The sequence below is a fragment of the Rudaea sp. genome, from assembly GCF_047601565.1.
Taxonomy (GTDB): Bacteria; Pseudomonadota; Gammaproteobacteria; order Xanthomonadales; family Rhodanobacteraceae; genus Rudaea.
In genome coordinates, this window is sequence record NZ_JASGIY010000001.1 from 1,109,276 (window position 1) to 1,134,165 (window position 24,890).

General features: G+C 64.0%; 22 protein-coding genes, 2 pseudogenes and 1 other annotated feature. Of the genes and pseudogenes, 11 read left to right on the plus strand and 13 right to left on the minus strand.

The genetic code is table 11. From position 1 onward, the window contains the following. Positions 1-118: 118 nt before the first annotated feature. Both ttcA and QM741_RS04765 read right to left on the minus strand, forming a co-directional pair. Positions 119-1,000, minus strand: coding sequence for a tRNA 2-thiocytidine(32) synthetase TtcA (gene ttcA, locus QM741_RS04760; RefSeq protein ID WP_415206588.1), 882 nt, complete (start codon positions 998-1,000; stop codon positions 119-121). A 193-nt stretch (positions 1,001-1,193) separates the two neighbouring features. Next, positions 1,194-2,570 carry a leucyl aminopeptidase family protein gene (locus QM741_RS04765; protein WP_415206589.1) on the minus strand — a complete coding sequence of 459 codons (1,377 nt, stop codon included), beginning with the start codon at positions 2,568-2,570 and terminating at the stop codon, positions 1,194-1,196. An 85-nt stretch (positions 2,571-2,655) separates the two neighbouring features. On the opposite strand from QM741_RS04765, the gene QM741_RS04770 reads away from it, so the two are divergent. After that, on the plus strand, positions 2,656-2,862 hold the full coding sequence (locus QM741_RS04770; RefSeq protein WP_415209077.1) for a YdcH family protein: 207 nt from the start codon (positions 2,656-2,658) through the stop codon (positions 2,860-2,862). 65 nt (positions 2,863-2,927) lie between these two features. Here the strand turns inward: QM741_RS04770 and plsB are convergent, their stop codons facing one another. Both plsB and QM741_RS04780 read right to left on the minus strand, forming a co-directional pair. After that, positions 2,928-5,462 carry a glycerol-3-phosphate 1-O-acyltransferase PlsB gene (gene plsB, locus QM741_RS04775; RefSeq protein ID WP_415206590.1) on the minus strand — a complete coding sequence of 845 codons (2,535 nt, stop codon included), beginning with the start codon at positions 5,460-5,462 and terminating at the stop codon, positions 2,928-2,930. Positions 5,463-5,556: 94 nt separating this feature from the next. Then, positions 5,557-6,495: a hypothetical protein gene (locus QM741_RS04780; protein WP_415206591.1), complete on the minus strand. Its 939-nt coding sequence runs from the start codon at positions 6,493-6,495 to the stop codon at positions 5,557-5,559. Between the two features lie 425 nt (positions 6,496-6,920). On the opposite strand from QM741_RS04780, the gene QM741_RS04785 reads away from it, so the two are divergent. After that, entirely contained in the window at positions 6,921-7,352 is a 432-nt protein-coding gene (locus QM741_RS04785) for a hypothetical protein (protein ID WP_415206592.1), read from the plus strand. 112 nt (positions 7,353-7,464) lie between these two features. Here the strand turns inward: QM741_RS04785 and QM741_RS04790 are convergent, their stop codons facing one another. After that, the gene (locus QM741_RS04790) at positions 7,465-7,698 is read right to left on the minus strand and encodes a type II toxin-antitoxin system HicA family toxin (RefSeq protein ID WP_415206593.1); all 234 of its coding nucleotides are present in this window, start codon (positions 7,696-7,698) and stop codon (positions 7,465-7,467) included. Beyond that, on the minus strand, positions 7,658-8,011 hold the full coding sequence (locus tag QM741_RS04795) for a type II toxin-antitoxin system HicB family antitoxin (RefSeq protein ID WP_415206594.1): 354 nt from the start codon (positions 8,009-8,011) through the stop codon (positions 7,658-7,660). The genes QM741_RS04790 and QM741_RS04795 overlap by 41 nt, the downstream gene beginning before the upstream one ends. A gap of 430 nt (positions 8,012-8,441) precedes the next feature. Between QM741_RS04795 and QM741_RS04800 the strand changes: the two genes are divergently transcribed. From QM741_RS04800 to QM741_RS04815, 4 genes and pseudogenes are all read left to right on the plus strand, one after another. Further along, on the plus strand, positions 8,442-8,888 hold the full coding sequence (locus QM741_RS04800) for a hypothetical protein (RefSeq protein ID WP_415206595.1): 447 nt from the start codon (positions 8,442-8,444) through the stop codon (positions 8,886-8,888). Positions 8,889-8,934: 46 nt separating this feature from the next. Beyond that, a complete protein-coding gene (locus tag QM741_RS04805) occupies positions 8,935-9,789 on the plus strand; it encodes an RES domain-containing protein (RefSeq protein WP_415206596.1) in 855 nt (284 codons plus the stop codon). Positions 9,790-9,847: 58 nt separating this feature from the next. After that, a complete protein-coding gene (locus tag QM741_RS04810) occupies positions 9,848-10,186 on the plus strand; it encodes a HigA family addiction module antitoxin (protein WP_415206597.1) in 339 nt (112 codons plus the stop codon). A gap of 157 nt (positions 10,187-10,343) precedes the next feature. Continuing rightward, positions 10,344-10,873 (plus strand): annotated as a pseudogene (locus tag QM741_RS04815) (transposase); the annotation flags it as partial. Then, positions 10,619-10,735, plus strand: a sequence feature (AL1L pseudoknot). (Overlaps the previous pseudogene by 117 nt.) Here QM741_RS04815 and QM741_RS04820 read toward each other — a convergent pair. The 7 genes and pseudogenes from QM741_RS04820 to QM741_RS04850 form a co-directional block, all read right to left on the minus strand. Continuing rightward, positions 10,834-11,304, minus strand: a complete 471-nt coding sequence (locus QM741_RS04820) for an STN domain-containing protein (protein WP_415206598.1) — start codon at positions 11,302-11,304, stop codon at positions 10,834-10,836. The pseudogene QM741_RS04815 and the gene QM741_RS04820 sit on opposite strands and share 40 nt — an antisense overlap. Positions 11,305-11,442: 138 nt before the next feature. Then, positions 11,443-12,420, minus strand: a complete 978-nt coding sequence (locus tag QM741_RS04825) for a FecR family protein (protein ID WP_415206599.1) — start codon at positions 12,418-12,420, stop codon at positions 11,443-11,445. A 24-nt stretch (positions 12,421-12,444) separates the two neighbouring features. Further along, positions 12,445-12,993 carry an RNA polymerase sigma factor gene (locus QM741_RS04830; protein WP_415206600.1) on the minus strand — a complete coding sequence of 183 codons (549 nt, stop codon included), beginning with the start codon at positions 12,991-12,993 and terminating at the stop codon, positions 12,445-12,447. A 199-nt stretch (positions 12,994-13,192) separates the two neighbouring features. Then, positions 13,193-13,926, minus strand: a pseudogene (locus tag QM741_RS04835) (IS5 family transposase). 40 nt (positions 13,927-13,966) lie between these two features. Further along, a complete protein-coding gene (locus tag QM741_RS04840; protein ID WP_415206601.1) occupies positions 13,967-15,946 on the minus strand; it encodes a UvrD-helicase domain-containing protein in 1,980 nt (659 codons plus the stop codon). Between the two features lie 12 nt (positions 15,947-15,958). Next, the gene (locus QM741_RS04845; protein ID WP_415206602.1) at positions 15,959-16,201 is read right to left on the minus strand and encodes a hypothetical protein; all 243 of its coding nucleotides are present in this window, start codon (positions 16,199-16,201) and stop codon (positions 15,959-15,961) included. Next, entirely contained in the window at positions 16,201-16,635 is a 435-nt protein-coding gene (locus QM741_RS04850; RefSeq protein WP_415206603.1) for a putative toxin-antitoxin system toxin component, PIN family, read from the minus strand. The genes QM741_RS04845 and QM741_RS04850 overlap by 1 nt, the downstream gene beginning before the upstream one ends. 478 nt (positions 16,636-17,113) lie before the next feature. Between QM741_RS04850 and QM741_RS04855 the strand changes: the two genes are divergently transcribed. From QM741_RS04855 to QM741_RS04875, 5 genes are read left to right on the plus strand one after another with little or no spacing between them, the layout of a single operon-like run. Then, positions 17,114-17,677, plus strand: a complete 564-nt coding sequence (locus tag QM741_RS04855; protein ID WP_415209078.1) for a GspH/FimT family pseudopilin — start codon at positions 17,114-17,116, stop codon at positions 17,675-17,677. Between the two features lie 8 nt (positions 17,678-17,685). Continuing rightward, complete coding sequence (gene pilV / locus QM741_RS04860) at positions 17,686-18,171, plus strand: type IV pilus modification protein PilV (protein WP_415206604.1); 486 nt, start codon at positions 17,686-17,688, stop codon at positions 18,169-18,171. Between the two features lie 50 nt (positions 18,172-18,221). Next, on the plus strand, positions 18,222-19,439 hold the full coding sequence (locus tag QM741_RS04865) for a PilW family protein (protein ID WP_415206605.1): 1,218 nt from the start codon (positions 18,222-18,224) through the stop codon (positions 19,437-19,439). Positions 19,440-19,450: 11 nt separating this feature from the next. Beyond that, the gene (locus QM741_RS04870) at positions 19,451-19,957 is read left to right on the plus strand and encodes a PilX N-terminal domain-containing pilus assembly protein (RefSeq protein WP_415206606.1); all 507 of its coding nucleotides are present in this window, start codon (positions 19,451-19,453) and stop codon (positions 19,955-19,957) included. Positions 19,958-19,987: 30 nt separating this feature from the next. Next, positions 19,988-24,841: a pilus assembly protein gene (locus tag QM741_RS04875; protein WP_415206607.1), complete on the plus strand. Its 4,854-nt coding sequence runs from the start codon at positions 19,988-19,990 to the stop codon at positions 24,839-24,841. Positions 24,842-24,890 lie beyond the last annotated feature (49 nt).

Below are 24,890 nucleotides of genomic sequence, written 5' to 3' on the forward strand. Positions count from 1 at the left end.
TATTTCCAAAACTTGAAAAGGGTCCGTCGTCCCAACGAAAGCCGGGATCCAGCTCTGTGCGTATTACTGATGCCGAAAGGCTGGATTCCAGCTTTCGCTGAAATGACGAGTGAGCTGCTCACACCACTTGAGCCGCCTCGACGCCATCGCCGAGCAGCCAGTCGGCCGTACTCGGCGGCGGGGTCGGCGAACGCGCGCCGAGCGAGGCGAAGTCGAACAGTTCGCGGTCGGCGAGCTGCGACGGCGCGATCGAGGTCATCGAACGGAACACGTTTTCGGTGCGGCCCGGCGTCTTGCGCTCCCACTCGTGCAGCATCGCCTTGATCGCCTTGCGCTGCAGCGTTTCCTGCGAACCGCAGAGGTTGCACGGCATGATCGGGAACGCGCATCGTTCGGCATACTCGGCAATGTCGGCTTCCTTGCAATAGGCGAGCGGGCGGATCAGCACGTGCTTGCCGTCGCCCGACAACAGCTTCGGCGGCATCGCCTTGAGGCGCGAGTGGTAGAACATGTTGAGAAACAGCGTCTCGACCATGTCGTCGCGATGATGACCGAGCGCGATCTTGGTGAAGCCGGCGCGTTCCGCGTGCGCGTACAGCGCGCCGCGGCGCAGACGCGAGCACAGGCCGCACATCGTCTTGCCTTCCGGGATCACGCGCTGCACGACGCTGTAGGTGTCCTGTTCGAGAATCTCGAACGGCTGCTCGATCGAACGCAGGTAGTTCGGCAGGATCGCCGGATCGTAGCCGGGCTGCTTCTGGTCGAGATGCACGGCAACGAGCTCGAAGCGCACCGGCGCCTTCGCCTGCAATTGACGCAACACGTCGAGCAGCGTGTACGAGTCCTTGCCGCCGGACAGGCAGACCATGACGCGGTCGCCGTCCTCGATCATGTTGTAGTCGGCGATCGCCTGCCCGACCTGGCGACGCAGGCGCTTGGCGAGCTTGTTGGCATCGATGCGGTCGGCCCGTGGCGAGACGGGAAGGGGAAGGGCGTTCATGCAGCGGGTTCGGATGTCGGAAAGCGAGAGCACCTTGTAGCTCGGCTCGTCATTCCCGCGTGCTTCTGGCTGGAATCCAGCGCCTTGGCCTTTGCCCTATGAGAAGAGCAAAAGGCACTGGATTCTCGCCTTCGCGGGAATGACGAGCAAAGAGCTATTTTTGAAGCACGTATTGTAACCCGCGCGATTCAATTCACCCGCGATAGCGCTGTTCCAGCAGCGCGAAGATCGCGCGCAGACCGAGCGCCTCGCCGCCAGCGGGTCGACCGGGTTTGTCGGCGTCGTTCCAGGCATAGGTATCGAGGTGCAGCCACGGAATCGTCTGCGGCACGAAGCGCTCGAGATACAACGCCGCGGTGATCGCACCGGCGTGCCTGGAGCCGCCCGCATTGGCGAGGTCGGCAACGCGCGACTCGAGCATCGCGCGGTACGGCGCCCACAATGGCATGTGCCAGAGCGGATCCTGTTCGCGCCGGCCCGCAGCCACCGCGGCCTGGGCGAGGTCCTCGCGATTGCCGAACAGCGCCGGCAGGTCGGGGCCGAGGGCCACGCGCGCCGCGCCGGTCAGCGTGGCGAAATCGACGATCAGGTCGGGTTTCGACTCGCTCGCATAGGCCAACGCATCGCAGAGCACGAGGCGGCCTTCGGCGTCGGTGTTGTCGATCTCGACGGTCAGCCCGGAACGCGTGCGGATCACTTCGCCCGGCCGGTAGGCATTGCCCGACACGGCGTTCTCGACGGCGGGAATCAGCAGCGTCAAGCGCACCGGCAGCTTCGCGCGCAACACGAGATCGGCCAGCGCGATCGCATGCGCGGCGCCGCCCATGTCCTTCTTCATCCAGCGCATGCCGTCGGCCGGCTTGAGATCGAGGCCGCCCGTGTCGAAGCAGACGCCTTTGCCGACGATGGCCACGTGCGGGTACTTCGCTTCCCCCGCACGCAACTCGGCGAGGCGAGGCGCGCGATGGCTTGCGCGACCGACCGCGTGGATCGTCGGGAAGTTGTGCTCGAGCAACTCGTCGCCGACCCATTCGCGATATTCGGCGTCGTGTGCCGCGGCCAGCGATTTCACTTCGGCGGCGAGCTCGGCCGGCCCCAGATCTTCGGTCGGCGTGTTGACGAGATCGCGCACGCGGCCAGAGGCGGCAAGGCGGCTCTCGACCGCACGCAGCACGGCGCCGTCGACCGCGAGCCGGGCCGGGATGCGTACTGCTTTGCGATACCGCGTGAATTGATACGCGCCCAGGCCCCAGCCGAGTGCGGCGCGTTCGGCATCGAGCGCCACCCCGCCACCGTCGAGCCGATAACTGCCCTCGGGCAACTTGAGCGGAAGGCCGGCCAACGCGTAAAGATCGTTGGCCGCGGCGACGCCGGCGAGCACACGCTTCGCCTTGCCCTGCGCATCGGGCAACAGGCAGAACGTTCCGGGCGCGGCGTCGAAACCGCTCGCGGCGATCCAACTCGCCGCACTCTTGCCGAGTTTGGCGGCGACGGCGCGCAGAGTCGCCTTGGTTACCGCCGTCAGCGGAATCGCCTTTGCGGCGCGGCGCGTTTCGACCAAACCGTACATGGAAGCTCCCCGATGGGACGACGACGGCAAGATTACAGCCTTGCGCCCGCGCTACACTAATCCGGCCCCGCGAATGGATGTTCCCGTGCAGCCGCAAGACCCTTCCGAAATCGCCCGCCAGCTCGTCGAACTGCGCGTCGAGCATCGCGACCTCGATGCCGCGATCGCCGCGCTGGCCGCGAGCCCGCGCACCGACGAACTGCGCCTCAAGCGCATGAAGGTGCGCAAGCTGCGCCTGAAGGACATGATTTCCTATCTGGAATCGAAGCTGATTCCGGATCTCGACGCCTGACAAACCGAAAACCAACGACAATGATGGTCATTCCGGCAGCAACTGCCGGAATGAGACGTAACTGGTTATTCGTTCGCTTTCGCCTCGTCGTCCGACGAGGCGAGCGCGTTGCGCCGCTCGGGCGTCAGTTTGAGGATGCCGTGGCGGATCTCGCGGCTGAGGATGAGCTTGGCGTCGCGCACGATGCTTTCGAGGTCGGCGTGGAATTCGAGCTTGCCTTCGGCGTCGGGCCAGATCACGCGGCGTTCGCGCAGCTTCTGGATGAAACCGCGGAACAGGGACTTGTCGAAGAATTCCGGCGCGTTGAGCTCCTGCAGCAGCGACAGGCGCTGTGCGGTCAGCGTGCACAGGTTCTCGAGCTCGCCCGCAGTCAGGGTGTTCGGTCCGTTGCGCACGAGCGCGGCGATCGCGATGTAGTAGCGCTCGATCGTCTGCAGCAGGCTCTGCGCGATCACGCGCAACCGGAACGCGCCGTCGCCCTGCCCCGATTCGCGCTGCAGCGACTCCCTTCGGTCGTCTGTTATCAGTAGGCCGCGCGCGACGAAGAAGTCGATGGTCCGATCCGCGCGCGAGTTGAATTCGTCCTCGCTCCACGGCAGGAACAGCTCGGCCCGCACGAACGGGTAGACGACGCGGCCGAGGCGTCGGACCTGCTCGCGCTTCATGCCGCGGTTGTTGAGGAAGCAGCACGCGATCCACGCCGCCGCCGCGACGACATGCAGCACGTTGTTGCGGAAGTACGAAAGCAGCACCGCGGCCTTGCCCTCGCTCGCGAGCACGTCGCCGAGCGGATGCGCGATGCGCACGATCGCCGCCATCTTCTCGCCGTGAGCGACGATCTCGGCGGCGGACAGGTTCGTGATCGTGAGGCGGTCGGAATAGGGCAGCGCGGTGATCAGGTCGCGGGTCAGGTCGATCTGCGCGATGAGGTCGGCCTCGGCCATCGCGTGCTTCGGCGTCGCCAGCAGCACGAGCGCGAGCAGGTTGATCGGATTGACGTCGACCGCGCGGTTGATGTTGACGGCGACGCGCTCGGCGAGCGTGTCGACCGCGGGTTTGAGCCAGGCCGGCTTCGCGTCGGGATCGGCGATCGCCTCGCGCCAGTTGGCGTCGACGCCGTCGAGCAGTGGCGTGAGGAAGATCGGCTCGCCGAAATTGACCGCGACCTCGCCGTAATTCTCGCGCAACTTGCGCAGGGCGCGGATCAACGCGAACCAGTTTTCCTTTTCCTTCGGCTTGCCCGACAGCTCGCCGACGTACGAATCGCCCTCCATGACGCGCTCGTAGCCGATGTAGACCGGCTGGAACACGACCGGGCGCTGCGACTCGCGCAGGAAGCTGCGCAGCGTCATCGACAGCAGGCCGCCGCGCGGCGTGAGCGTGCGTCCGGTGCGCGAACGGCCGCCTTCGACGAAATATTCGATCGACACGCCGCGCGCGAACAGCTGGCTCATGTATTCGCGAAACACGGTCGAGTACAGCGGATCGCTGAAGCTGCGGCGCATGAAGAACGCGCCGCCGCGGCGCAGGATCGAACCGAGGATCGGCAGGTTGAGATTCACGCCCGCCGCGATGTGCGGCGGCGCGATGCCGTTGCGGTAGAGCAGGTACGACAACAACAGGTAGTCGATATGGCTGCGGTGGCACGGCACGTAGACGACTTCGTGGCCCGGCGCGATCGCGCGCAGCTTGTCGAAGTGGTGCATGCGCACGCCGGAGTAGATCTTGTCCCACAACCCGGTCAACATGCTGGAAGCCGAGCGCACGAACGGATGCGACTGGTCGGCGGCGATCTCCCAGGCCATCGCGCGCGCTTTCGCCGCGGCCGTGTCCCTGTCGATGTTGTCCTTGCTCGCTGCCGTTGAGATCGCGGCCTGCACGGGCGCGGCATTCATCACGGCCTGGATCAGCGTGCGCCGATGCGACAAGTCGGGACCGACGACGACCGCGCGCTGGCGCTGGAAATGCACGCGCAGTACGCGCGACACCTTGCGCAGCGTGTTCTGCGCATCGCGTTCGCCCGCAATCACCGCGCGCAGCGACACGGGTGCGGCGAAATGCACGATCGTGCTGCGCCCGTTGAGCAACAGCGCGAGCAGGCGTCGGAAGCGGCCGACCACGCCCCAGTTCTCCTCGAACAGTGCGCGGAACCAGCCCGATTCGCGCTCCGGCGCGCGACCGACGAAGATGGCCACGGGCATGAGCTGCACGTCGACGTCGGCGTGCGTGCGCACCGTGTCGAGGAGTTGCGCAAGCGTTGCCGAGTGCGTTTTCGAGCGCGGCTTCTGGAACCACCAACCGTCGCGCCGCGACAGCGCGAACATCGCGCGCTGTTTGGTTAGACCGGCAATGTCGAACGGGCGCAGCGGCTCGGGCAACCCGGCTTCGCGGCAGGCCTGCTCGAGCACCAGCGTGTCGGACAAACCGTAGCGCTCGATCACGTAGCAAACCGGCACGTCCGCGGCGAGGCTTGCGCACGGGTCGGCCGGATCGCGCCGGATCTTGAGCCACGGCTCGGCCAGCGCGCCGAGCGCGCGCAGCCACCAGGGCGCCTGCGGTCCGGATGCGGCCGGCGGGAACGGGGCCGGGGAGTCGTTCATGGCGGGATTGTACGCAAGCGCGGGCGCTGCGCACGTTCTGCGCCGCGCAAACGGCGACGGCGCCCGCAGGCGACGTCGCGCACGTTGCCGCGGGTTACGGCTTGGCCGGCGGCGCCGTCTCGGGCTTGGCTTGCGGATTCGCCGCGGCCGCTTCGGCGGCCTGTTCCTTCTGCCACTTCTCCACGGCCTGCTTGCCGACCCATTTGCCGTCGACCTTGACGAGGTCGGTTTCGGTCGTGAACGGCTGGTCGAAGGCGGTGTAGCTGACCTTGACCTTGGCCGCGTCGCCGGTCGTGCTCACCGTTTCGGCCTTGACCGAATCGAGCCAGTCGTCGATCTTGAGGCCGTACACGCCGACGATCTGCTTGAAGCCGGCCAGCGCGATGCCGGCCTTGGCCATGCCCTGCTCGTAGCCGAGCGCGCGCACTTCGTCGAGCGATTTCAGGTTGAGGTCGCGCGCGGTCTTGCTCACCGCCGCAATCGCCGCCTTGGCCAGTGCGGGATCGGTGAATTTCACGCCCTGTGCCCATTTCGCCGCGGCATCGACCAGCGCCGAGGACTGTTTCTTCTGCTCGTCGGTCAAGTCCTGGTTCTGCTGGATCGCGCTTTGCAGGAAGCCCTGGCCCATCGCGATCATCATCGGAATCTGCGCGGCCTGCGCCTCGAGCTTCTTGAGCTGCGGCTGGGCCTCGGCGAAGAGTTTGTCTTCCGCGCCCGGCGCAGTGAGCTGGGCCATCTGGTCGGCGAATTTCTTGCGATCCTCGTCGGTGACCGGTTCCTCGTTCATCTTCTTCGTCCAATCGCCCTTGATCTTGGCGAACTCGGAGGCAGGCAGCGCGGCGGCGAGCAGTGCATTGAGATCGTTGCCGCGCGCCGCGCGCACGGCGGCGAGCACCGCCGCATCGGGCGCCACCGTCGGCGCGGCGGCCGGTGCGGGGACAGCGGTCGTGGCGGTTTCTTCCTTCTTGCCGCAGGCGGCGACGGCAGCGGCGAACGCAAGCAGCAGCGCGATGCGTTTGAGCACGATGGACATGACATTCCCCGAGTCAGGATGGACGCGCGACTGTAGTGAGCCGCGAAACGATTGGCAAGGAAGCCGAGCTGGAAAGGTAGTGCGGAAGAAGGGGATTTTGTCGAGAAGTGCGGCCACGGAGCGCCGCTTCTCGATTTCTGCATTCAAGGACGAATGCGCAAGTAGACCATAAAAAAACGGACGACTCGAAGTCGTCCGGCAGAGTACTGGCCTTTCGCCAGTGGGAACCGTTTCTTGTTGTTTGCGGTGTTCCTACGGCAATCGGGGCGTTGTGTGAAGCTGGTCGTTTGGTAATCGCCGTATTCGTCGAGCGCGATCAAACGCGCGCGACAGAATATACTTAACCGACATAGCTAATGCAATACCTTAGCTTGTAATCGCTAAGTCATTGAATTCAATATTTGTTCAGATTCAGGCGGTTGACGTTGGTCATCGGATTCGCAACGCATCGATCTTCGCCTGCCTGCGTTGCTCGCGCGATCCGCGCGATCCGGCTGGACGACAAGGACCGCACCGCCACCCTGGTCGGCGCGGGCCTGTTCGATTTCGGCCACACCGACGGCCGCTTCGATCTCGCGCGCCTGCAACACCCGCTCGGCGTGGCCGCAGACGGCGCCCGCGTGCTCGTCGCCGACACCTACAACAATCGCGTCCGCACGCTCGATCTCGGCCCAAAGACCGTCAGCGACTTCGACGGCGGAAAGTATACTTGTACCGACCCGATCTGCTACCCGCTGCGCGAGCCCGCCGGAATCGCGGTCGCGTCGAGCGACCGCATCCTGCTCGTCGACACGGGCAACCACCGCATCGAGGAATTCCAGCCGTCGAGCAAGACTTCGCACACCTGGGCGCGCTGAAGCGGCGTGCGCTTCGATGAAACCGGAGCGCCGAATAGTCGCGTAATGACTAGCGGAGGGCGAACTGGAGGGATGCTTCGAAATGAAAAGCCCCGCCGAAGCGGGGCTTCTTCTATTTGCACGATCTTAGAAGTTCGAAATAGCGTTCTCGACTCATTTTGGCAGTGCGCATGTTTGCCGTGATGATGTCTACTCCAACTTCTTCATAACGCGGGATCACGACCGGACGAATGAAACCGTCCTTCGTGTATACATCATGGTCACCCTTGGTTCGCTTGTATACCCAACCATCCGCAATGAAAATCTTAGCAAGCAGCGTATGACTTATGGCGACCATTCTGGACATTGGCTACAAGCTCCATCGGAACCTCGATCACTTCATGCGATTCGCCGGAATGGCTGCTTTGCGGTTGCATCTGGTGGAATCCTAGCTGACGCAGAACTTCGCCAAGCGTGCCCATCTCGTAGCAGGTTTCCAGAAACAGCGATACCGCCTCGACAATGGCGGCATGGGCTTCTTTCTGCGACTTGCCTTGACTGACCACATCCAGGGCATCGCACGTAGCGATGATCCAGTCGCCATCGTGCTTGTAGCTCACGGGAAGCACGAACTTCACTTGTGGCGTTGCGTCTTTCGAGACGCCAACGATTGCAGACATAGGCATACATCTCCTCCTCTGTGCTGCGACACCAACACGCAACGGCAGCCGTTCGCAATACTGTTGGCAATCCTACCCGGGTTCACGGCATGTGTATACAATCTGTGGATAACTTCACATACCGGCTTAATTACGGACCTGATTCGCGCCCATCCTCAGCTCACCATTCCCGCGAAAGTGAACTGCGAAGGCAGGATGCCGAAAAACTGCGCATGCAACCTGTAATCCAGTACCTTACGTTTCTCATCGCACGAACGGCAAGAGCCAAGTTACTGGATTCCGCCAGAAGCATCAGGAACGACGGCTGCTCCCACAGCCCCCGAACTCGAAAGGCATGCAGAACACGAGCGGCAGGCAAATCCGCTTGAATTCAAGGAGATGCGCTACCATTTGTGGTACAGTCACTTGGCATACCTGAACGGCGCAGGACATGTCCCTCGAACTCTTCGATAACATCCCTCACAACCAACTCGGCTTCTGGGCCAACGAAACGCTCAAGTCCGAAAAAGTCGCCGACTTCCTCGATCTCGACAAGGCGGACTTCTCCAAGATCGCCAATATCCCCGTGCGCGACGTCCGCTACGATGAGCATATCCCGACGATTTTGAAGAAGCACATGGAGCAGATAGCCATCATCTGCGGCCTCGTGGCAGACTTTTTCGGCGGCGACGCGCACAAGACCGCGCTGTGGTTCAAAACCAAGAACCCCATGTTGGGGGAATTGTCCCCCCGCGACATGCTCCGCTATGGACGGATGGAAAAACTGAGGCAGATCGTCATGGACGCCCGTCGCGAAAATGGCATGGGCGATCCCGAGGTCAAAGTGCAGGTCGTGCATGGGGCATCGCAGACGAAGCAGGCAGCCTCCGCCCACTAGCCGGCAGGCCGCTGCCGGGCTACCTCATTCTCCATCGCTCGCGGAAGTGGAGCGATTCTCCGACCTCGGCCTTCAACAATGGCGGCATGGATGGGATCTGTATCGCGATCTTTACGCGGAACTGTACTACGGGTTCGAAGTCCAACGTATCCGCCACGCGGATGAGCTTCGCGATGCGCTGCATACTACCGCAAGCCGTAACCTGGAAATCATAGACTGGGGCCGCATCGTCGACTACCGCCATTCCCTATCCCCTCTGTCCGTCGCCGGCAGCGTTTCAACCGAGGGAGGAAGATTCAATATTGGACGGCGGCTCGATGCGACTTCGTTCACACCGTTCCCCGCACTCTACATCGGTGAAAATTACCCCACTGCCTACGCCGAGAAATATTCGATCCGAGACGACGAAAAGCGCGACGGGCTGACCGCGGACGAACTGGTTCTGCGCAAACCGAGTTCCTTCAACTTCGTACGCGTGAAAGGATTCCTCGAACTATATGTCGATATCGGCAACGTCGAAACACTGAGTGCGGTGGCGAAAGTGATAGCGAAGTTCAAGATGCCGGAGCGCGTGCTCAAGATCGCGCGTTCGCTCAAGCGTGCGCCGCCATTCAAGGTGGCCTCGGCCACGGCCCTGCGCACTCAATTGCTGATGAAGCAATGGAACACACTGCCGATCCACTTCGATCTGCCATCAAACTCACAAATCTTCGGGCGCCTCGTGAACGGCGCCGGCTTCCACGGAGTGCTCTACCCTTCCGCACGCACAAAACTCGGACGTTGTCTGGCGCTATACCCGCAGAACTGGAAGGGCTCCAAATCGTTCATCAGCGTGGCGGATCCAGCACCGAAAGAGGCCACGCTAGTCCACATCGACCACGATACGGCGATCTTCGAATGATTCGAGCCACCAAAAGCAATTCGATTTTGATAAAGGGATGTGACCCGAATGGCGCGAATTGCGACGCCGTACTCGTCGATTATCAGGACTACCACTAGAGACAACCATCATGGCAACCATGCACAACCCGCCACACCCCGGCGAGGCACTACGCGAATGGCTGACGGGCATTACCATAACCGAAGCCGCCGAGCGTCTGGGCATCACCCGTGCCGCGCTGTCGCGCATACTCAACGGCACGGCGGGCGTAAGCGTCGATATGGACTTGCGCTTGTCCAAAGCTTTGGGTACGTCGCCCGGTCTATGGGTGCGGATGCAAACAAGTTACGACCTCTGGCACGCACAACGCCGCTTCCATGCCAAGGTCGAACGAATCATCGAATCCAAGGCAGCCTGATTACAGCTACGGGAAGGACAACTCTGGATCAGGGTTTCACGGAAGACGTCCAAAGCCGACCTCGACCTTGCCGCCAAGCGCTACAAGTTGATTAGGAGTCTGAACCATGAACCGCCCCGGGTTTGTCGGAGGCTCCCACTCTTGAGAGGATGGAGCAATGACAAACACGAAGTATTCTGCGGAAGTGAGAGAGCGAGCGGTGCGGATGGTGCGCGAGCACCAAGCCGAATACGGCTCGGAATGGGCGACGATCGCCTCGGTGGCCGGCAAGCTGGGCTGCACGTCGGAGACGTTGCGGCGCTGGGTGCGGCAGGCGCAGGTCGATGAAGGCCGGCGCGAGGGGTTGAGCACGTCCGAGCGTGATCGGCTCAAGGCGCAGGAGCGAGAGATTCGCGAACTGCGCCAAGCGAACGAGATCTTGCGCAAGGCGTCGGCGTATTTTGCCCAGGCGGAGCTCGACCGCCGGTTCAAGCCATGATCGCGTTCATCGACGATCACCGAGCCATCCATGGAGTCGAGCCGATCTGCCGCGTGCTGCCGATCGCTCCGTCGACGTACCGCCGCCACGCGCGGGAACGTCGCCATCCGGATCGACGTTCGGCGCGGGCGCGTCGTGACGACGACCTGTGTCAGGCGATCCGGCGCGTCTACGCCGAGAACCTGCAGGTGTACGGCGCGCGCAAGGTATGCGTGCCCGTGACAACGACATCCTCCAACTTGGCCGGCGCTTCCTGCTGCGAAGTAGATTCGGACGGCTTCGCGGGAGCGGCGGACTTAACCGGAGTTGGCGATTCGCTTTTCTTCAGGACAACGGTTTTGTCGTTCACGGTTTCCGATTCGAGCCCGCTGCCGCTCAGGAGCCGGCGCAATGCTTCCGCGGAGGTGTAGCTGCCCGACAGACCTTTGCTTTTCTTGCCGTCCGCCAGTTCGGTCGGATAGATCAACTGCACGTGGCTTTGTTCGGAGAAGGCGCGCAGGGCGCCGTTGAGATCGCCCGCGGGAATGTTGAACGGCTGCGCTTGCGCGCCCGCCTGCGCGGCGGCGATATCGGGAAGCGCCGTTGCGCCGCATAACAGCAAGATCGTGCATACCACCGCAGTCCACACTGCTTTGCCCATGTCAGACCCCTAGTTTGGTGAGTGATCCGACGTTCTCGATCCGGTGCTGAGCGCACCCGACGACGCCGACCCCTCTAAAACGTCGGCGCGCACGATTTGCCCTATGTCGTTTTTGTGTCCGGAACTCCGGGGATTCCATCAGTCGCGGCGGCGCAGCGTGATTTCCGTCGGCGAGGTGCGGTCGGCGCGCAGCGACCAGCCGAGCTGCAGCGCCTGGACAAGGGAATTCTGGTCGTTGTCGTAGAACGCGCCGCTGACCGGCAGGTCCTTGAGAGTGGGATCGCCGAGACGGATCTTCACCGCGGAGTAGCGGTTCATTTCCTCGACCACGTCCGCGAGAGGACGGCGGTCGAACTTGAGTTCGCCGTGGGTCCATCCTTTCGCCGCATCGACGTCGGCGGTCTTCTTCGCCCACAGCGGGCCGGCGTCGAAGTTCAGTTGTTCGCCGGCGGCAAGCGTCGCGGTGCGTTCCTGGCCGGCCGCGGTTTCGGCCGGGGCGCTGACGGTGACGACGCCTTTGAGAAGGATGACCTGCACGTTCGCGGCGCGCCGGCTGATCTGGAACTCGGTGCCCACGGCGCGCACGCTGCCCTGGTCGACGCTGACGATGAACGGCCTTTGCGGTTGCGGTTGGACGGAGAACTGCGCGCGCCCCCGCTCCAGGATCAGGCGGCGCTGCGAACGGCTGTAGTTCACCGCGAGCGCGGAATCGGTGTCGAGCACGACGCTGGAACCGTCCGCCAACGTCAGCGTGCGCCGTTCGCCGACCGCGGTGGCGTAGTGCTGCGGCGGTTCCTTCGGGTCCCAGGCGAACCAGCCGGCGCCGAGCGCCAGCACGAGCATCGCCGCGAGCGGCAGGCCCCAGAGAAGCCCGTGCCGCACGCGCGCGCGGCGTGCGGTGCGCTGGCGCGCGGCGCGCGCCATGGCGCGCCATTGCGGATCGAAGCGCAGTTCGGCCGCGCGGTGGTAGAGATGTTCCGTGCGCGCATAGGCGTCCGCATGGCCGGGATATTCGGCGCGCCATTGCTCGAACGCCGCGCGTTCGGCGGGCGTGCAGTCGGCGGCGTGCATGCGCTGGAACCAATGCTCGGCTGCGTCGCTGCGATCGCTGTTCATTTCCGGAAGCTCCGTCCTCATGGCTTACAACGTCTCCCGGTTCCGATTACCCAATGCCTGGCGCACGATGGCCATGGCCTTGGTCATGTGGGCTTCCACCGCTTTGAGCGAAATGCCGCAATGCTTGGCGATCTCGGCGTTCTTCATGCCTTCCACGCGGCTGAGCAGGTAGACCTCCTGGCAGCGCGGCGGCAGCCGGCGGATGACGGCGCCGATGCGCGCGAGTTCCTGCTGACGGCTCACCATATCTTCGTGCGGCGGATCGGGCGACGGCATCGAAAACTCGATCTCGTCGAGTGGCGCGTGCTCGGTGGCGTGCCGGCGCCTGTCCCAGCGCGAGCGGTCGTGGGCCACGTTGACCGCAATCCGGTACAACAGGGTTTTCCAACTTTCCGCGGGCTGCGTGTCCTTGTAGCGGACCAGCCGGGAAAGGCTTTCCTGCGCGACGTCTTGTGCGTCTTCTTCCGAATGCGCGTGCGCGCGCAGGAAATGGACCAGCGCTTCGCGCTGCTCGCGCAGGAACCGCTCGAAAGACCCGGCCGCGTGTGCCGCCGCGTCGGAGCGGTCGAGCACGGGATTCGTCGCCTCGTAGGAATCGCGGTTCATCGCGCTACCTGCGGGCGGGATTCGGAGCGATCCGCATGTCGGTCATCCTGGAAAGCGCGTGCATGTCGCTCTCGATGATAACCAACGTTCGACGCGAAAAAACAACCCTCGCCGCTTCGCTATCGGCGCATAGGGTAGATCTCGTTGTTCGACGTTTCAGGTAAGTTCACCCACTGTGAAAGGCCGTGAACATTAGGTCGAGTTTGTCGAATCGACTGAAGATGCGCCGAAATCCCTTGAGCCGCCTGAACAGGCGCTCAACTTGATTGCGTTTGCAATAGACCCCGCGGTCATATTGCCAAGGCTGTAGCCGCTGCGGGTTGGGCGGGACTACTGGATCGAAGCCCAAATCCAGCGCCAGTTGCCGAGTCTCATTGCCTTCATAGGCACGATCCATCAGCAAATGGCATCGGCTGACAGGCCTTGCCAATGTCTGCATCAAAGCCCGGCCTGCCGGCGCATCGCCAGCTTGTCCCGGCGTCAAGGCAAAAGCAAGGACGCAGCGCTCATTCGCGGCAGCCAGATGAACTTTGGTGGTCCAGCCGCCACGGGATCGACCGATGGCTTGCGGGCCGTTTTTTTTAATGCTCCCGTTCCATCAGGGTGCACCTTGACGATGGTGCTATCCAGACTGACCACTTCAAGTCGGATACGCACAAGCTGCTCAGTCTGCATGCGCTCGAACACGCGGTCGAGCACGCCAGCCTTTACCCAACGGTTCATGCGTGTGTAAATCGTATGCCAGTTACCAAATCGCTTGGGCAAGGCCCGCCACTTACAACCGTTCTCGGCCACATACAGAATGGCGTTGAGGACGTCGCGGTTGCTTGTCTGGACGTTGCCGCGCTGAACCGGCAGGCTCGTGGCGATACGTTCGTACTGCGCTTCGGTGAGTTCCACGGACCGAAGTATACGCAATTATACTTTGTGTGAACAGGCCCTAATCCGCCAGCAGACTCGCCAACCGCGCGATATGCGAGGACGCCAGTTCCTTCTTCGCCTCGGCATCGGCCGCTTCGTCGACGCCGTCGCGATGCAGATCGCCCGCCGGCAGCTCGACGAGAAACCGGCTCGGCTCGTTGCGCACGATCTCGCCGTAGCGCCGCGAGCGCGCGGCATACGACAGGCACAGGCTTTCGCGCGCGCGCGTGATGCCGACGTACATCAGGCGCCGCTCTTCCTCGACGCGTCCTTCGTCGATGCCGGCCTCATGCGGCAGCTTGCCTTCCTCGACGCCGACGATGTTGACGAAGCGGAATTCGAGGCCCTTCGCCGAATGCAACGTCATCAGGCGCACCGCGTTGCCGGCGTCTTCGCGATCGGCGTAGGTCAACAGCGCGAGCTGCGCGGCAAGATCGCCGACGCGGGAGCCGTCTTTCTGCATCGCGCGGAACCAGTCGGCCAGTTCGCGCAGGTTCTCGATGCGCCGGCCGCGCACGGCCGGTTCGCGCGTCTCCGCCTCCAGATGCGCCAGGTAATGCGTGCGCCGGATGACTTCGTCGACGAGGTCGGCAGCAGACAGCGTGCGCGCCGCGGTCTCCAGCTCGTGCATGAGCGACGCGAAACCGGCCAGCGCCGAGGCCGAGCGCGCCGCGAGCTGCTTGAGCACGCTGTCGCTGTTCGTCGCACGCAGCATCGAGGAATGCCGCGCCTGAGCGAGTTCGCCGAGCTTTTCCAGCGTCGTCGCGCCGACGTCGCGGCGCGGGACGTTGGCGATGCGCACGAACGCCGCGTCGTCGTCGGGATTGACGATCAGGCGCAGGTAGGCGAGCACGTCCTTGACCTCGGCGCGGTCGAGGAACGCGGTGCCGCCGGTCAGGTGGTACGGCACCTGGGCCAGGCGCAGCGCCTTTTCGAGCGCGCGCGACTGATGGTTGCCGCGATAGAGCACCGCGAACTCGCTCCACGCCGCCTTGTGCTTCTGCGCGAGATGGGCGATGCTCGCGGCGACGCGCTCGGCCTCGTGCTCGTCGTCGCGGCATTCGAGCACGCGGATCGGCGCGCCTTCGGCATGCTCGCTCCACAGGCTCTTCTCGTGCACGTGCGGGTTGTGCCGGATCAGCGCGTTCGCCGCGCGCAGGATGCGCTTGCTGCAGCGGTAGTTCTGTTCGAGCTTGATGACCTTGAGGCGCGGCCAGTCGCAGCCAAGCCGTTCGAGATTCTCCGCGTTCGCGCCGCGCCAGCCGTAGATCGACTGGTCGTCGTCGCCGACGCAGGTCAGCGCACCGCGTTCGCCGGCGAGTGCCTTCAGCAGCCGGTATTGCGCCGTGTTCGTGTCCTGGTATTCGTCGACGAGCAGGTAACGGATGCGCTCCTGCCACGCGGCGCGCGTTTCGGCGTCGCTTTCGAGCAACGTCAATGGCAGACGGATCAGATCGTCGAAATCGACCGCGTTGAACGCGCCGAGGCGGCGCTGGTAGTTCGCGTACAACGCCGCCGCCTCCTGCTCGCGCGGGCTGCGCGCACGCTCGAGCGCGGCCTCGGGCGCGAGGCCCTCGTTCTTCGCCGCCGAGACCAGGTTGCGCAGCGCGAACAACTGGTCGGGCCTGGTCGACGCGGGCAGCAGTTCCTTGACGATCGCGCCGGCGTCGTCCGCATCGAGCACGGAAAAGCCGCGCTTGAGGCCGAGCCTGGCGTGTTCGATCTGCAGGAATTTCAGGCCGAGCGCATGGAACGTGCAGACCGTGAGCTGCTCGGCCGCCTCGCCCTTGAGCAATCTGGCCACGCGTTCGCGCATCTCGCGCGCGGCCTTGTTCGTGAACGTGATCGCCGCGATCTTCGCGGGCGCGAGATGTTTCCGCGTCACGAGATAGGCGATCTTCTCGGTGATCACGCGCGTCTTGCCCGAGCCCGCGCCGGCGAGCACGAGCAACGGCCCGTCGCCGTACTCGATCGCGGCGCGTTGTTGGGGGTTGAGCATGGAAACCTTGGGTCAGCGCAGCTTGTCGTCACCGGCCAGGGGGGGCGCATCGGGGCTGGCAGCGAGCCACTTGTCGAAAGCCGACAAATCGCCACGCTTGCCGCGCTCGCGGAAATAGGTTGCCGTCTTGAGTGCGGACACCTTTTCGGCGATCGCCATGACGAAGAACTGATTCATCGACACGTTTTCCTCCTCGGCCACCTGGCGGGCGTAGTCGAGCAGCGAATCGGGAACGCGCAAGGCATAGTTGGCCATCATTTCTTCTCCTTCAGTTGCATCAGGAAAGCGCCTGGCGTCAACACGGGCAGGCGAAACGCCGCCGCGACATCGAAATCGCCGGTATTGAGTGTCACCAATGCGTCGGCGCGGCCGTTCAACGCAGTTTCGAGAACCATTTCGTCCGCGGGGTCGCGCAGTTGCGGACGCCACAGATAATGCAGGTGCACGGGTTCGACCGACATGCACAGGGCATCGAGGAATGCATCGTTCATCGCAATGGTGCGCCGGCCGGCCTTCAAGTGTTCCGGCCGGTTGAGCACCGCTTCGTACTCGATCATCAGCGCCACCGACGCCAACGCCGTGAAACGCCCGCTGCGCAAACCTTTCAGCAACGCGAAGGATGCGCCCAACCTGCTGCGCGCGCCTGCCACCAGCACGTTCGTGTCCAGAACGATGCGAGGTTTCTTCATATCGCATATGATATGATAAAATCTTGAGGAATCAAGTTGGTCAGCAACAGTGGGTCAGCAATATCCCCTGCAAAGCGGGGAGGGAGGGATTACCTCACTGTGAATCATCCGTACCGCATCTATATCCGCTTCGCCGGCACGCACGCGCAACGCGGCGCAATCAATCCTACCGTTCGTCTGCCAATCGAAACCGTTTGTCGGCATCGCCCAAGGCGCTATTGACAGCCTCGCGGGCTCTCGCTAGCGTCGCCACGTTCACCACAGGGGGCTTCAATGAGCTTGCAGGAATCGAATGTTGTCGCGCAGACGCAGGCGGATTCGCCTGAGTCCTCGCGTGGGCGGCATGAGATGGTAGAATCGCGCCTCGCGCCTCGCGCCTCGCGCCTCGCGCCTCGCGCCTCGCGCCTCGCGCCTCGCGCCTCGCGCCTCGCGCCTCGCGCCTCGCTTAACTCTCGCCCGTAATTCCCCGAACTGCGGGATTTCCGCAAGCGCAGCCGTCGCGCTTGCGCGCGGCTTCACCCTGATCGAACTGCTGGTCACGATCGCCATCGTCGCGATCCTTGCCGCCATCGCGCTGCCGAACTATCAGACCACGATTAAGGCCAATCGCATCAAGGCCGAAAGCAATGCGCTGGTCGGCGCGATGAACATCGCGCGCACGGAGGCGATCACGCGCGGCCGGCCGGTCACGCTCTGCCCGAGCACGGACGGTACCAGTTGCAGCGGCTCGACCTGGAGCGGCAGCGCCATCTCCTGGCTCGCACTCACCGATTACGCCGGCAATGGCGGCAACGGCGACGGTGCCGGCTCGACGGTTCGCGTCTGGATGCCGATCAACAGCCAGGACACGGCCAGCGTAAGCCCGGCGGGCGTCGCCTACATCAATTTCGACCGCAACGGCAGCGCGAAAATCGGCTCGACCGCAGAGACGACCGCCACGTTCACGCTGACAGCACCGGACTGTACGGGGCAGCAGGCCGGCAGCGTCGGCATCGCGCAGGCCGGGCGCGCGCAGGCTTCTTACCCGGTCGCCTGCCCATGAAGATCATGATGCCCGCTCGCGCTCCGCGCGGTTTTACGCTGATGGAAGTGCTCATCACGCTCATCGTGCTTAGCATCGGCCTGCTCGGCCTTGCCGCGCTGCAAATCACCGCCGTGCGCACCAATCAAAGCGCGAATCTGCGCACGCAGGCGATCAGTCTGGCGAACCTGATCGTCGATCGCATGCGCGCCAACTCTGGCTATGCGCGCCAAGGCGCATATTACCTCGACGGCACCTATACCGCGCCGACTTGCACGGCCGGCAGCCCGCTCCTCGACAGCGATTCGGCCTTCACTCCCACCTCTGCGACAGACGTGGCTCCCAAAGACCTCGCGCTGTGGGAGTACAAGATCGCCTGCCAGTTGCCCGATGGCATCGGCAAGATCACCTATCCCGGCGGCAACGTGACGATCGACATCACCTGGACGGATTCGCGCTGGGCGGCGACCGCGGCCGATCGATCCACCACGTTCACACTGGTGACGACACTATGAGCGCCTTGCGTCCGCGATTCGGAAACGCGCATCGGGCCCGTGGTTTGGGCTTGATCGAAATCATGATCGCGCTGGTCATCGCCTTCCTGCTGCTGCTCGGCCTGAGCCGGATCTACGTCAGCTCCAAGGTCGCCTTCAACCTGCAGAACGGCATGTCGCGCGTACAGGAAAACGCGCGCTTCGCCCTGCAATATCTGGAAGACCATACGCGCATGGTCGGCTATCTCGGCTGCGGCAGCGACACGACGTTGTCGAAGCTTTCCACGGTCGGCTCGCTGCCGTTCCTCAATCATCTCGCCGCTTGCACGTATGCAGCGACGGGAACGCCGAAACCCTGCGCGATTCCGATCGTGCAACCCGACCTCGACACGTCGGCGAATTTCCCGATCCGCTTTCAGCGCAAGATCGAGGGCTTCGAATACACCGGCGCATCGACGGACAACGCGCAGCCCGCGCTCGGCGCCGCCGGGGACTGGTCGCCGGCCTTGCCCGCCGACATCGCCGGCAAGGCCGTGAAAGGTTCCGACGTGCTCGTGCTGCGCCTGATCAGCGAGGAAAGCACGCTCGTCACCGGCGCGTTCGACATCAACGCCGGCAGCTTCACCGTGGCGGACGGCGGGTTCGTCAAAGCCAACGGAATCTACGCCATCACGAACTGCATCGGGCCGCGCGCCGACATCTTCCAGGCGACGAGCGGCGGCGCCACGCCCACGGCGGAAGCCGGCAATCCGCTGCGACTGCTGGACGGCAGCGGTTCCACCTGGCTCGGCGGCATCGCGCAGAACTTCGGCGCCGACGGCACGACGCTCAACGCCGAAGTGCACAAGGCCGAATATCTGGCCGTCTACGTCGGCCTCGACAACGCGGACAGCAGCGTGCCGGCGCTGAAGGTCAGCCAGTTCAGCGCGGGCGCCGGCGGCTGGACCACGACGGCTTCCGACCTGCTCGACAACGTCGAAAGCCTGCAAGTGCTGTACGGCGTCGACGAAGCCGGCAACGGCGCGGTCACGAACTACGTCAAGGCCAACGATGCCTGGTTCACGAGCGGCGGCGCCGATGCGGCATCCATCGACGCGAAATGGCTGACGGTGGTCAGCGTGCGCCTTGCGCTGCTCCTGCGCAGCCCGGATGCGGTCAGCGAAGACACCAGCGATGTGAAACGCCAAACCTTCGGCGTCGCGGACGCGAAGATGATGCGCCCCAACGACCATCGCTTCCGCGCCGTGTACGACACCACGATTGCATTGCGCAATCGACTGATCGATTGAGCGAGGCATCCATGTCGAATGTCGGATGGGATTGCGGATTTGCGAACTGCCTGCCACGAAGCCAGCGCGGCGCGGTGCTGTTCGTGTCGCTGATCATGCTGTTGCTGCTGACCATCATCGGCCTTGCCGCCATGCAGGGCACGCTGTTGCAGGAACGCATGTCCGGCAGCTTTCGCAGCCAGCAGCAGGCCTTCGAGCAGGGCGAGGGCGACTTGCAGACGCAACGCAACCTCATTACCGCCGATGCGATCAGCAACGGCCCGTTGTTGCAGTCCACGCTGGCCTTGTTCAGCAGCGGACAAGCCTCGTGGCAAGCCTGGCTGACCCAGGAGCCGACCGCCGCGAACAGCGCGGCGCAGGTCAACAAATGGTATTCCGCCGCGCCCAATTGCAGCGGCGCGGGCGGCATGGCCGGCAGCAGTTCCGGGCCGTGCTTCTACGTGGTGACGGTGGTGGGGCAGAACGGCCCCAGCGGGCGCAGTGCCTCAGCCGTCGTGCAAGGCATCTTCATTTTCTAGCACAGGGGCGGCGCGCGCCGCTGCACGATCATGACATCGCTCAAACCCGATCGCATTTTCTCCTTCGCACTGCTGGCGGTACTGGCCGGCATCGGCTCGTTGCCCGACGTGGCCCGCGCGGCCGGCATCGACGTCTCCGCAACGCCGCTGGGCGTGAACGGCTCGGTCACGCCCTTGATGATGCTGGTCATGTCGCGCGACGAGCAGTTGTTCGTCAAGGCCTACGACGACTACAGCGATCTCGACGGCGACGGCAAGATCGACACGACCTACTACGACAAATTCAACTACGCCGGCTATTTCGATTCCACGCTCTGCTACACCTACGATTCGACGAACAATTACTTCAAGCCCTCGGCGGCGGCGACGGGAACCCACGGTCACGCCTGTTCGAGCGCCTGGAGCGGCAATTTCATGAACTGGGTGTCGATGAGCCGCATGGACGAGGTGGCCTCGGTGCTCGACGGCGGCCGGCGCTCCTCGGAACCGGCAACCGGCGGCGCCGTGCTCGAACGCGCGCCGATTCCGGCCGACCTGCACGCCTGGGTCAAGGTGTACACCGGCAGCGACATCGCCTCGTACACGCCTTATTCCCCGTCGACCGGCTCAATATCGCTGTGCAATGCGACGATGGGGGATTCGGGCACGGCGCCGACGATCCGCATCGCGGACGGCGCCTATACCGAATGGGCGTCCACCGCCGGGAAAATGTGTCAATGGCAAGGTACGGAAGTCACGAGTTATTCGGGCGACAACAGCTACTATGACGATGCGCCCAGTACCGCCGCGCTTGCGACGCCTGTCGCCCGCGTGCTGACCTGTGCCGATACATCGCATCTCGAAAGTTTTTGCCAAGCCTATACCAACAGTTCCGGAACGACGGTGTACCGGCCGGTCGGACTGTTGCAGCAATACGGCGAGAACGACAAGCTGCGTTTCGGCCTGTTGACCGGCAGCTTTTCCAAGCCGCGCAGCGGCGGCGTGCTGCGCCGGAACATCGGCAAGTTCATCGGCAACGGCGCCACGCAATGCGCTAGCACGGACGACGAGGTCGATACTTCCACCGGCAAGTTCTGCTCGTCCGGCCAAGGCACCATCAGCACGCTGCAAGCCCTGTCGATCAATCCGTATTACAGCTACTCCGGCAACAACTGGAGCGTCGACTGCGGCACCTACGGTATTCTGAACCGCGGCTCGGGCACTGCGCTGAACGATCCGGGAACCGGCAGCTACAACTGCGCGGCCTGGGGCAATCCGCTGTCCGAAATGTATGCCGAGGCTTTGCGTTACATCTCCACGCCCAGCCCCACCACTTCTTCCCCTACTGCAACTTTCAACGCCAGCGGCGACCTGACCGGCCTGCCCGCGAACGTCGCGTGGAAAGACCCCTACCGCTCGGTCAGCAGCGGCGGCAACGAGTATTGTGCCAATTGCAGCGTGCTGATCCTTTCGACCGGCCTCAATTCCTTCGACAGCGACGAGATTCCGACCGTCGCGGCGCTGCCGTCCCAAGCGGCCGCATTGACGACCACGGTCGGCGCCGACGAAGGCATCAGCGGCAGTTATTCGATCGGGCGCGTGGCGAGCGGCACGCCGGGCGATCTCGCCGTCGGCCAGACCACGGCGACCTATGCGGACCTGTGCACGCCCAAGACCCTGACCGATCTGAGCCTCGCGCGCGGTCTGTGTCCCGACATTCCGGCGATGGAAGGCAGCTATCTGCTGGCCGGCCTCGCCTATGGCGCGTGGACCAACGATTTGCGCCCCGACCTGACCACCAGTGCGCCGACCGGCAACCTGCAGAAGCCTTCGGGCTACAAGGAAACCGTCAAGACGTTTTCCGTCGCGCTCGCGCGCAACCTGCCGACGTTTTCGATTCCGGTCGGCAGCAGCAGCATTTCGCTGGCTCCGCTCTGCCAGGCCAACAACAGCGGCAGTGCCGACGCGCTGGGGACGCTCGGGAGTACGAACGATTCCGGCTGGCGCAGTTGCTTTCTCGGCGCGGTCACTCTCGGCACGAAAACCGCCAATCCCCTCCTGTTGACGCCGACCTACACTTACGGCCGCAGTTTCGACACGAGCACGACGCCGCAATACGGTTCCTTTGGTCTCGTCTGGGAAGACTCGCTCTGGGGCAACGACCACGAAAACGACGTGGTCAACATGGTGACCTATTGCGTCGGCAGTGCCTGCACCGACCAGACGCAGCAAAGCAAGGGCTTGCTCACGAATCTCAACGGCACGTCGTATTCGGGTTACGACATCTGCTGGCGCGCCTACGGCACCACGGGCACCACGAGCAGTACTGCCGGCGGCTTCACTTCGCCCGGCGCGGCGTCGACAACGGCCGATCCCTACGGCAACGCCTCGCCCTGTCCAAGCGACGGCAAACCGAGCGTGGCGGCGGACGAGGTACTGATCCGCATCGAGAACCTGTCCGCCTACGCCGGCAACGCGATGCTGACCGGCTACAACATCACCGGATCGGACAACGACGGCATCAAGCGCCTGGCGCTGCGTCCGGGCAACGACAACGGCAGCATCCTGACCCAGACGACGCAGCCACGGACATCCTGGTACGCGCCGATCGTGCTGAAGTTCAAGGCCGGCACGGGCAGCGTCAAGCAATTGCAGAATCCGCTGTACTACGCGGCCAAGTACGGCAGCTTCAACGACAAGAATCTCAACGGCAAACCCGACGCGGGCGAGTGGGACACTTTGCAGTCCGGCACGCCGGACAACTTCTTCGCCGTCACCGACCCGACCAAGCTGAAAGCGGAATTGCAGCAGGTGTTCGCGTCGGCCGCCAAGGGCAGCATCTCGATCGGCAGCATCAGCGCCAGCGCCACCCGCATCACGTCCGGCTCCACGCCGCTGGCCTATCAGGCTTCCTACGCGCAGCAGAACACGGCAGGCACGGCCTGGACCGGGGAACTGGCGGCCTATGTCCTGAATGCCGACGGCTCGCTCGGCACGCAGAAGTGGGGCGCGGCGGAGCAGTTGCCGAGCGGCGCGCGCAGCGACATCTGGGTGGGCGTGCCGAACGGCACGACGCCGCAGACCTATGCCGCGAAGTCATTCCAGTTGGCCAACCTGGCGGACGCATTGCAAGCGTCATTGCTGGGCGCATTCACCGGGACGACGCCGACCACGCCACTGGGCACCGCCGACGCCGCCACGGCGACGAACCTGATCGCCTGGCTGTCGGGCGACCAGAGCAACGAGCAAGGGCAGACGACCGGCGCGCAGATCTTCCGCCAGCGCGACACCAGCACCGGCCGGCTCGGCGACATCGTCGGCTCGTCGCCGCAGGTGCAGACCAACACGAGCAACGGCTGGCAGAATCTGCCGGCGACGATCAACGGCGTCGCAACTGGCAGCGGCGGCTATGCGACCTTCGTCGCTGGCAAATCGACCAACCCGGTCGTGTACGTCGGCGCCAACGACGGCATGCTGCACGCGTTCGACGGAACCACCACGGCCAGCGGCGGTAGCGAGCTGTTCGCCTACATCCCCGAGGCCGTGGTGGCGAATCTCGGCACGCTGGCGCGGCCCGATTACACGCATCAATACTTCGTGGACGGAACGCCGGCGCTCGGCGATGCCTACATCGCAGGCCACTGGAAAACCCTGCTGCTCGAATCGACCGGTGCCGGCGCGCGCTCGGTGTTCGCGCTCGACGTGACCGATCCGCACCATTTCTCGGCGTCGAGCCTGTTGTGGGAATTCAACGACCAGATCGATTCCGACATGGGCCAGTTGATCGGCTCCGCCTATCCGCCGGCGATCACCGAGGACGGCAACTGGGTGACGGCGTTCGGCAACGGCTACAACGGCGCCGGCAATCATGCGGTGCTGTTCGTGCTGAACGTCGAGGATGGAACGGAAATCGCCAAGGTCGATACCCACCTTTCCGCGGAGACCGATGCGAACGGCATGTCCTCGGCGATCGTGGTGGACAGCGACGGCAACGGCGCGGGCGACACGATCTACGCCGCCGATTATCAGGGCAACGTCTGGAAATTCGTCTGCGGCAGCATCAGCGGCGGCAAGTGCGCGTGGACGAATCCGCTCGCCGGCGGCGCGCCCCTGTTCATCGCAACGGATCAATACGGGCATCGTCAGCCGATCACCGGCGGCCTGTTCGCGGCGCCGAACCCGGTCGGCGGCACGATGGTGTATTTCGGCACCGGCAAGTATCTGGACAGCGACGACAACAATCCCAAGCTCCTGCAATCGGACGGCACGCCGCTGGTCAATTCGGTATATGCGATCTGGGACGAGTACAAGTACAAGGCCACTGTGAGCACCGGAACGATCGCGCGCTCGGATTTGCAGGCGCAGACGGTCACCAGCTACACGGGAGGCGTGCTGCAAACGAGCGCGAACCTGTTCGATTACGCGACCGCGGGCGTCAGCGGCAAGCTGGGCTGGTATCTGGACCTGACGGTCGGGAGCGATCCGGCGAACACCGCGACGAACACCCTGCTCGGCGAGCGGGTGGTCAGCGCGCCCACCGGCTTCCTCGGCACGATGGAAGTGAGTCTGTATCGCCCGGTCGGCGACACCTGCGTGCCGGGCGGCCAGAATTCCCTGTACGTGGCTTCCCTGCTGAACGGCACGCCGGCGGGCGGGACGGACAGCACCGGCACCGCGCAGATCGCGGGCCAGGACACCACGACCGGAGCACCCACCTCGACGCCGACCTTCGTCCTGCTGTTGCCTTCCACATCGACCATCGCCTCGATCAACTGCACGCCGGGCACGAACGGATGCACGACGTTGCAAACGCCGACCATGTCGGCCTGCAAGGTGATCAACGTCGGCGGCCTGGTGTCCAGCACGCCACTCTCCTGCCGCGTCTCGTGGCGACAACTGCGCTGAGGAATCACGTCATGCAGCTATCCGGAAAAAGGGGCGTTGCCACGCATGC

Excerpts from the sequence above, each read along its gene's own strand:
- ttcA (WP_415206588.1), bottom strand. The coding sequence starts at position 1,000 with ATGAACGCCCTTCCCCTTCCCGTCTCGCCACGGGCCGACCGCATCGAT.
- QM741_RS04765 (WP_415206589.1), bottom strand. The coding sequence starts at position 2,570 with ATGTACGGTTTGGTCGAAACGCGCCGCGCCGCAAAGGCGATTCCGCTG.
- plsB (WP_415206590.1), bottom strand. The coding sequence starts at position 5,462 with ATGAACGACTCCCCGGCCCCGTTCCCGCCGGCCGCATCCGGACCGCAG.
- QM741_RS04780 (WP_415206591.1), bottom strand. The coding sequence starts at position 6,495 with ATGTCCATCGTGCTCAAACGCATCGCGCTGCTGCTTGCGTTCGCCGCT.
- QM741_RS04790 (WP_415206593.1), bottom strand. The coding sequence starts at position 7,698 with ATGTCCAGAATGGTCGCCATAAGTCATACGCTGCTTGCTAAGATTTTC.
- QM741_RS04795 (WP_415206594.1), bottom strand. The coding sequence starts at position 8,011 with ATGTCTGCAATCGTTGGCGTCTCGAAAGACGCAACGCCACAAGTGAAG.
- QM741_RS04800 (WP_415206595.1), top strand. The coding sequence starts at position 8,442 with ATGTCCCTCGAACTCTTCGATAACATCCCTCACAACCAACTCGGCTTC.
- QM741_RS04820 (WP_415206598.1), bottom strand. The coding sequence starts at position 11,304 with ATGGGCAAAGCAGTGTGGACTGCGGTGGTATGCACGATCTTGCTGTTA.
- QM741_RS04825 (WP_415206599.1), bottom strand. The coding sequence starts at position 12,420 with ATGAACAGCGATCGCAGCGACGCAGCCGAGCATTGGTTCCAGCGCATG.
- QM741_RS04840 (WP_415206601.1), bottom strand. The coding sequence starts at position 15,946 with ATGCTCAACCCCCAACAACGCGCCGCGATCGAGTACGGCGACGGGCCG.
- QM741_RS04845 (WP_415206602.1), bottom strand. The coding sequence starts at position 16,201 with ATGGCCAACTATGCCTTGCGCGTTCCCGATTCGCTGCTCGACTACGCC.
- QM741_RS04850 (WP_415206603.1), bottom strand. The coding sequence starts at position 16,635 with ATGAAGAAACCTCGCATCGTTCTGGACACGAACGTGCTGGTGGCAGGC.
- pilV (WP_415206604.1), top strand. The coding sequence starts at position 17,686 with ATGCCCGCTCGCGCTCCGCGCGGTTTTACGCTGATGGAAGTGCTCATC.
- QM741_RS04870 (WP_415206606.1), top strand. The coding sequence starts at position 19,451 with ATGTCGAATGTCGGATGGGATTGCGGATTTGCGAACTGCCTGCCACGA.
- QM741_RS04875 (WP_415206607.1), top strand. The coding sequence starts at position 19,988 with ATGACATCGCTCAAACCCGATCGCATTTTCTCCTTCGCACTGCTGGCG.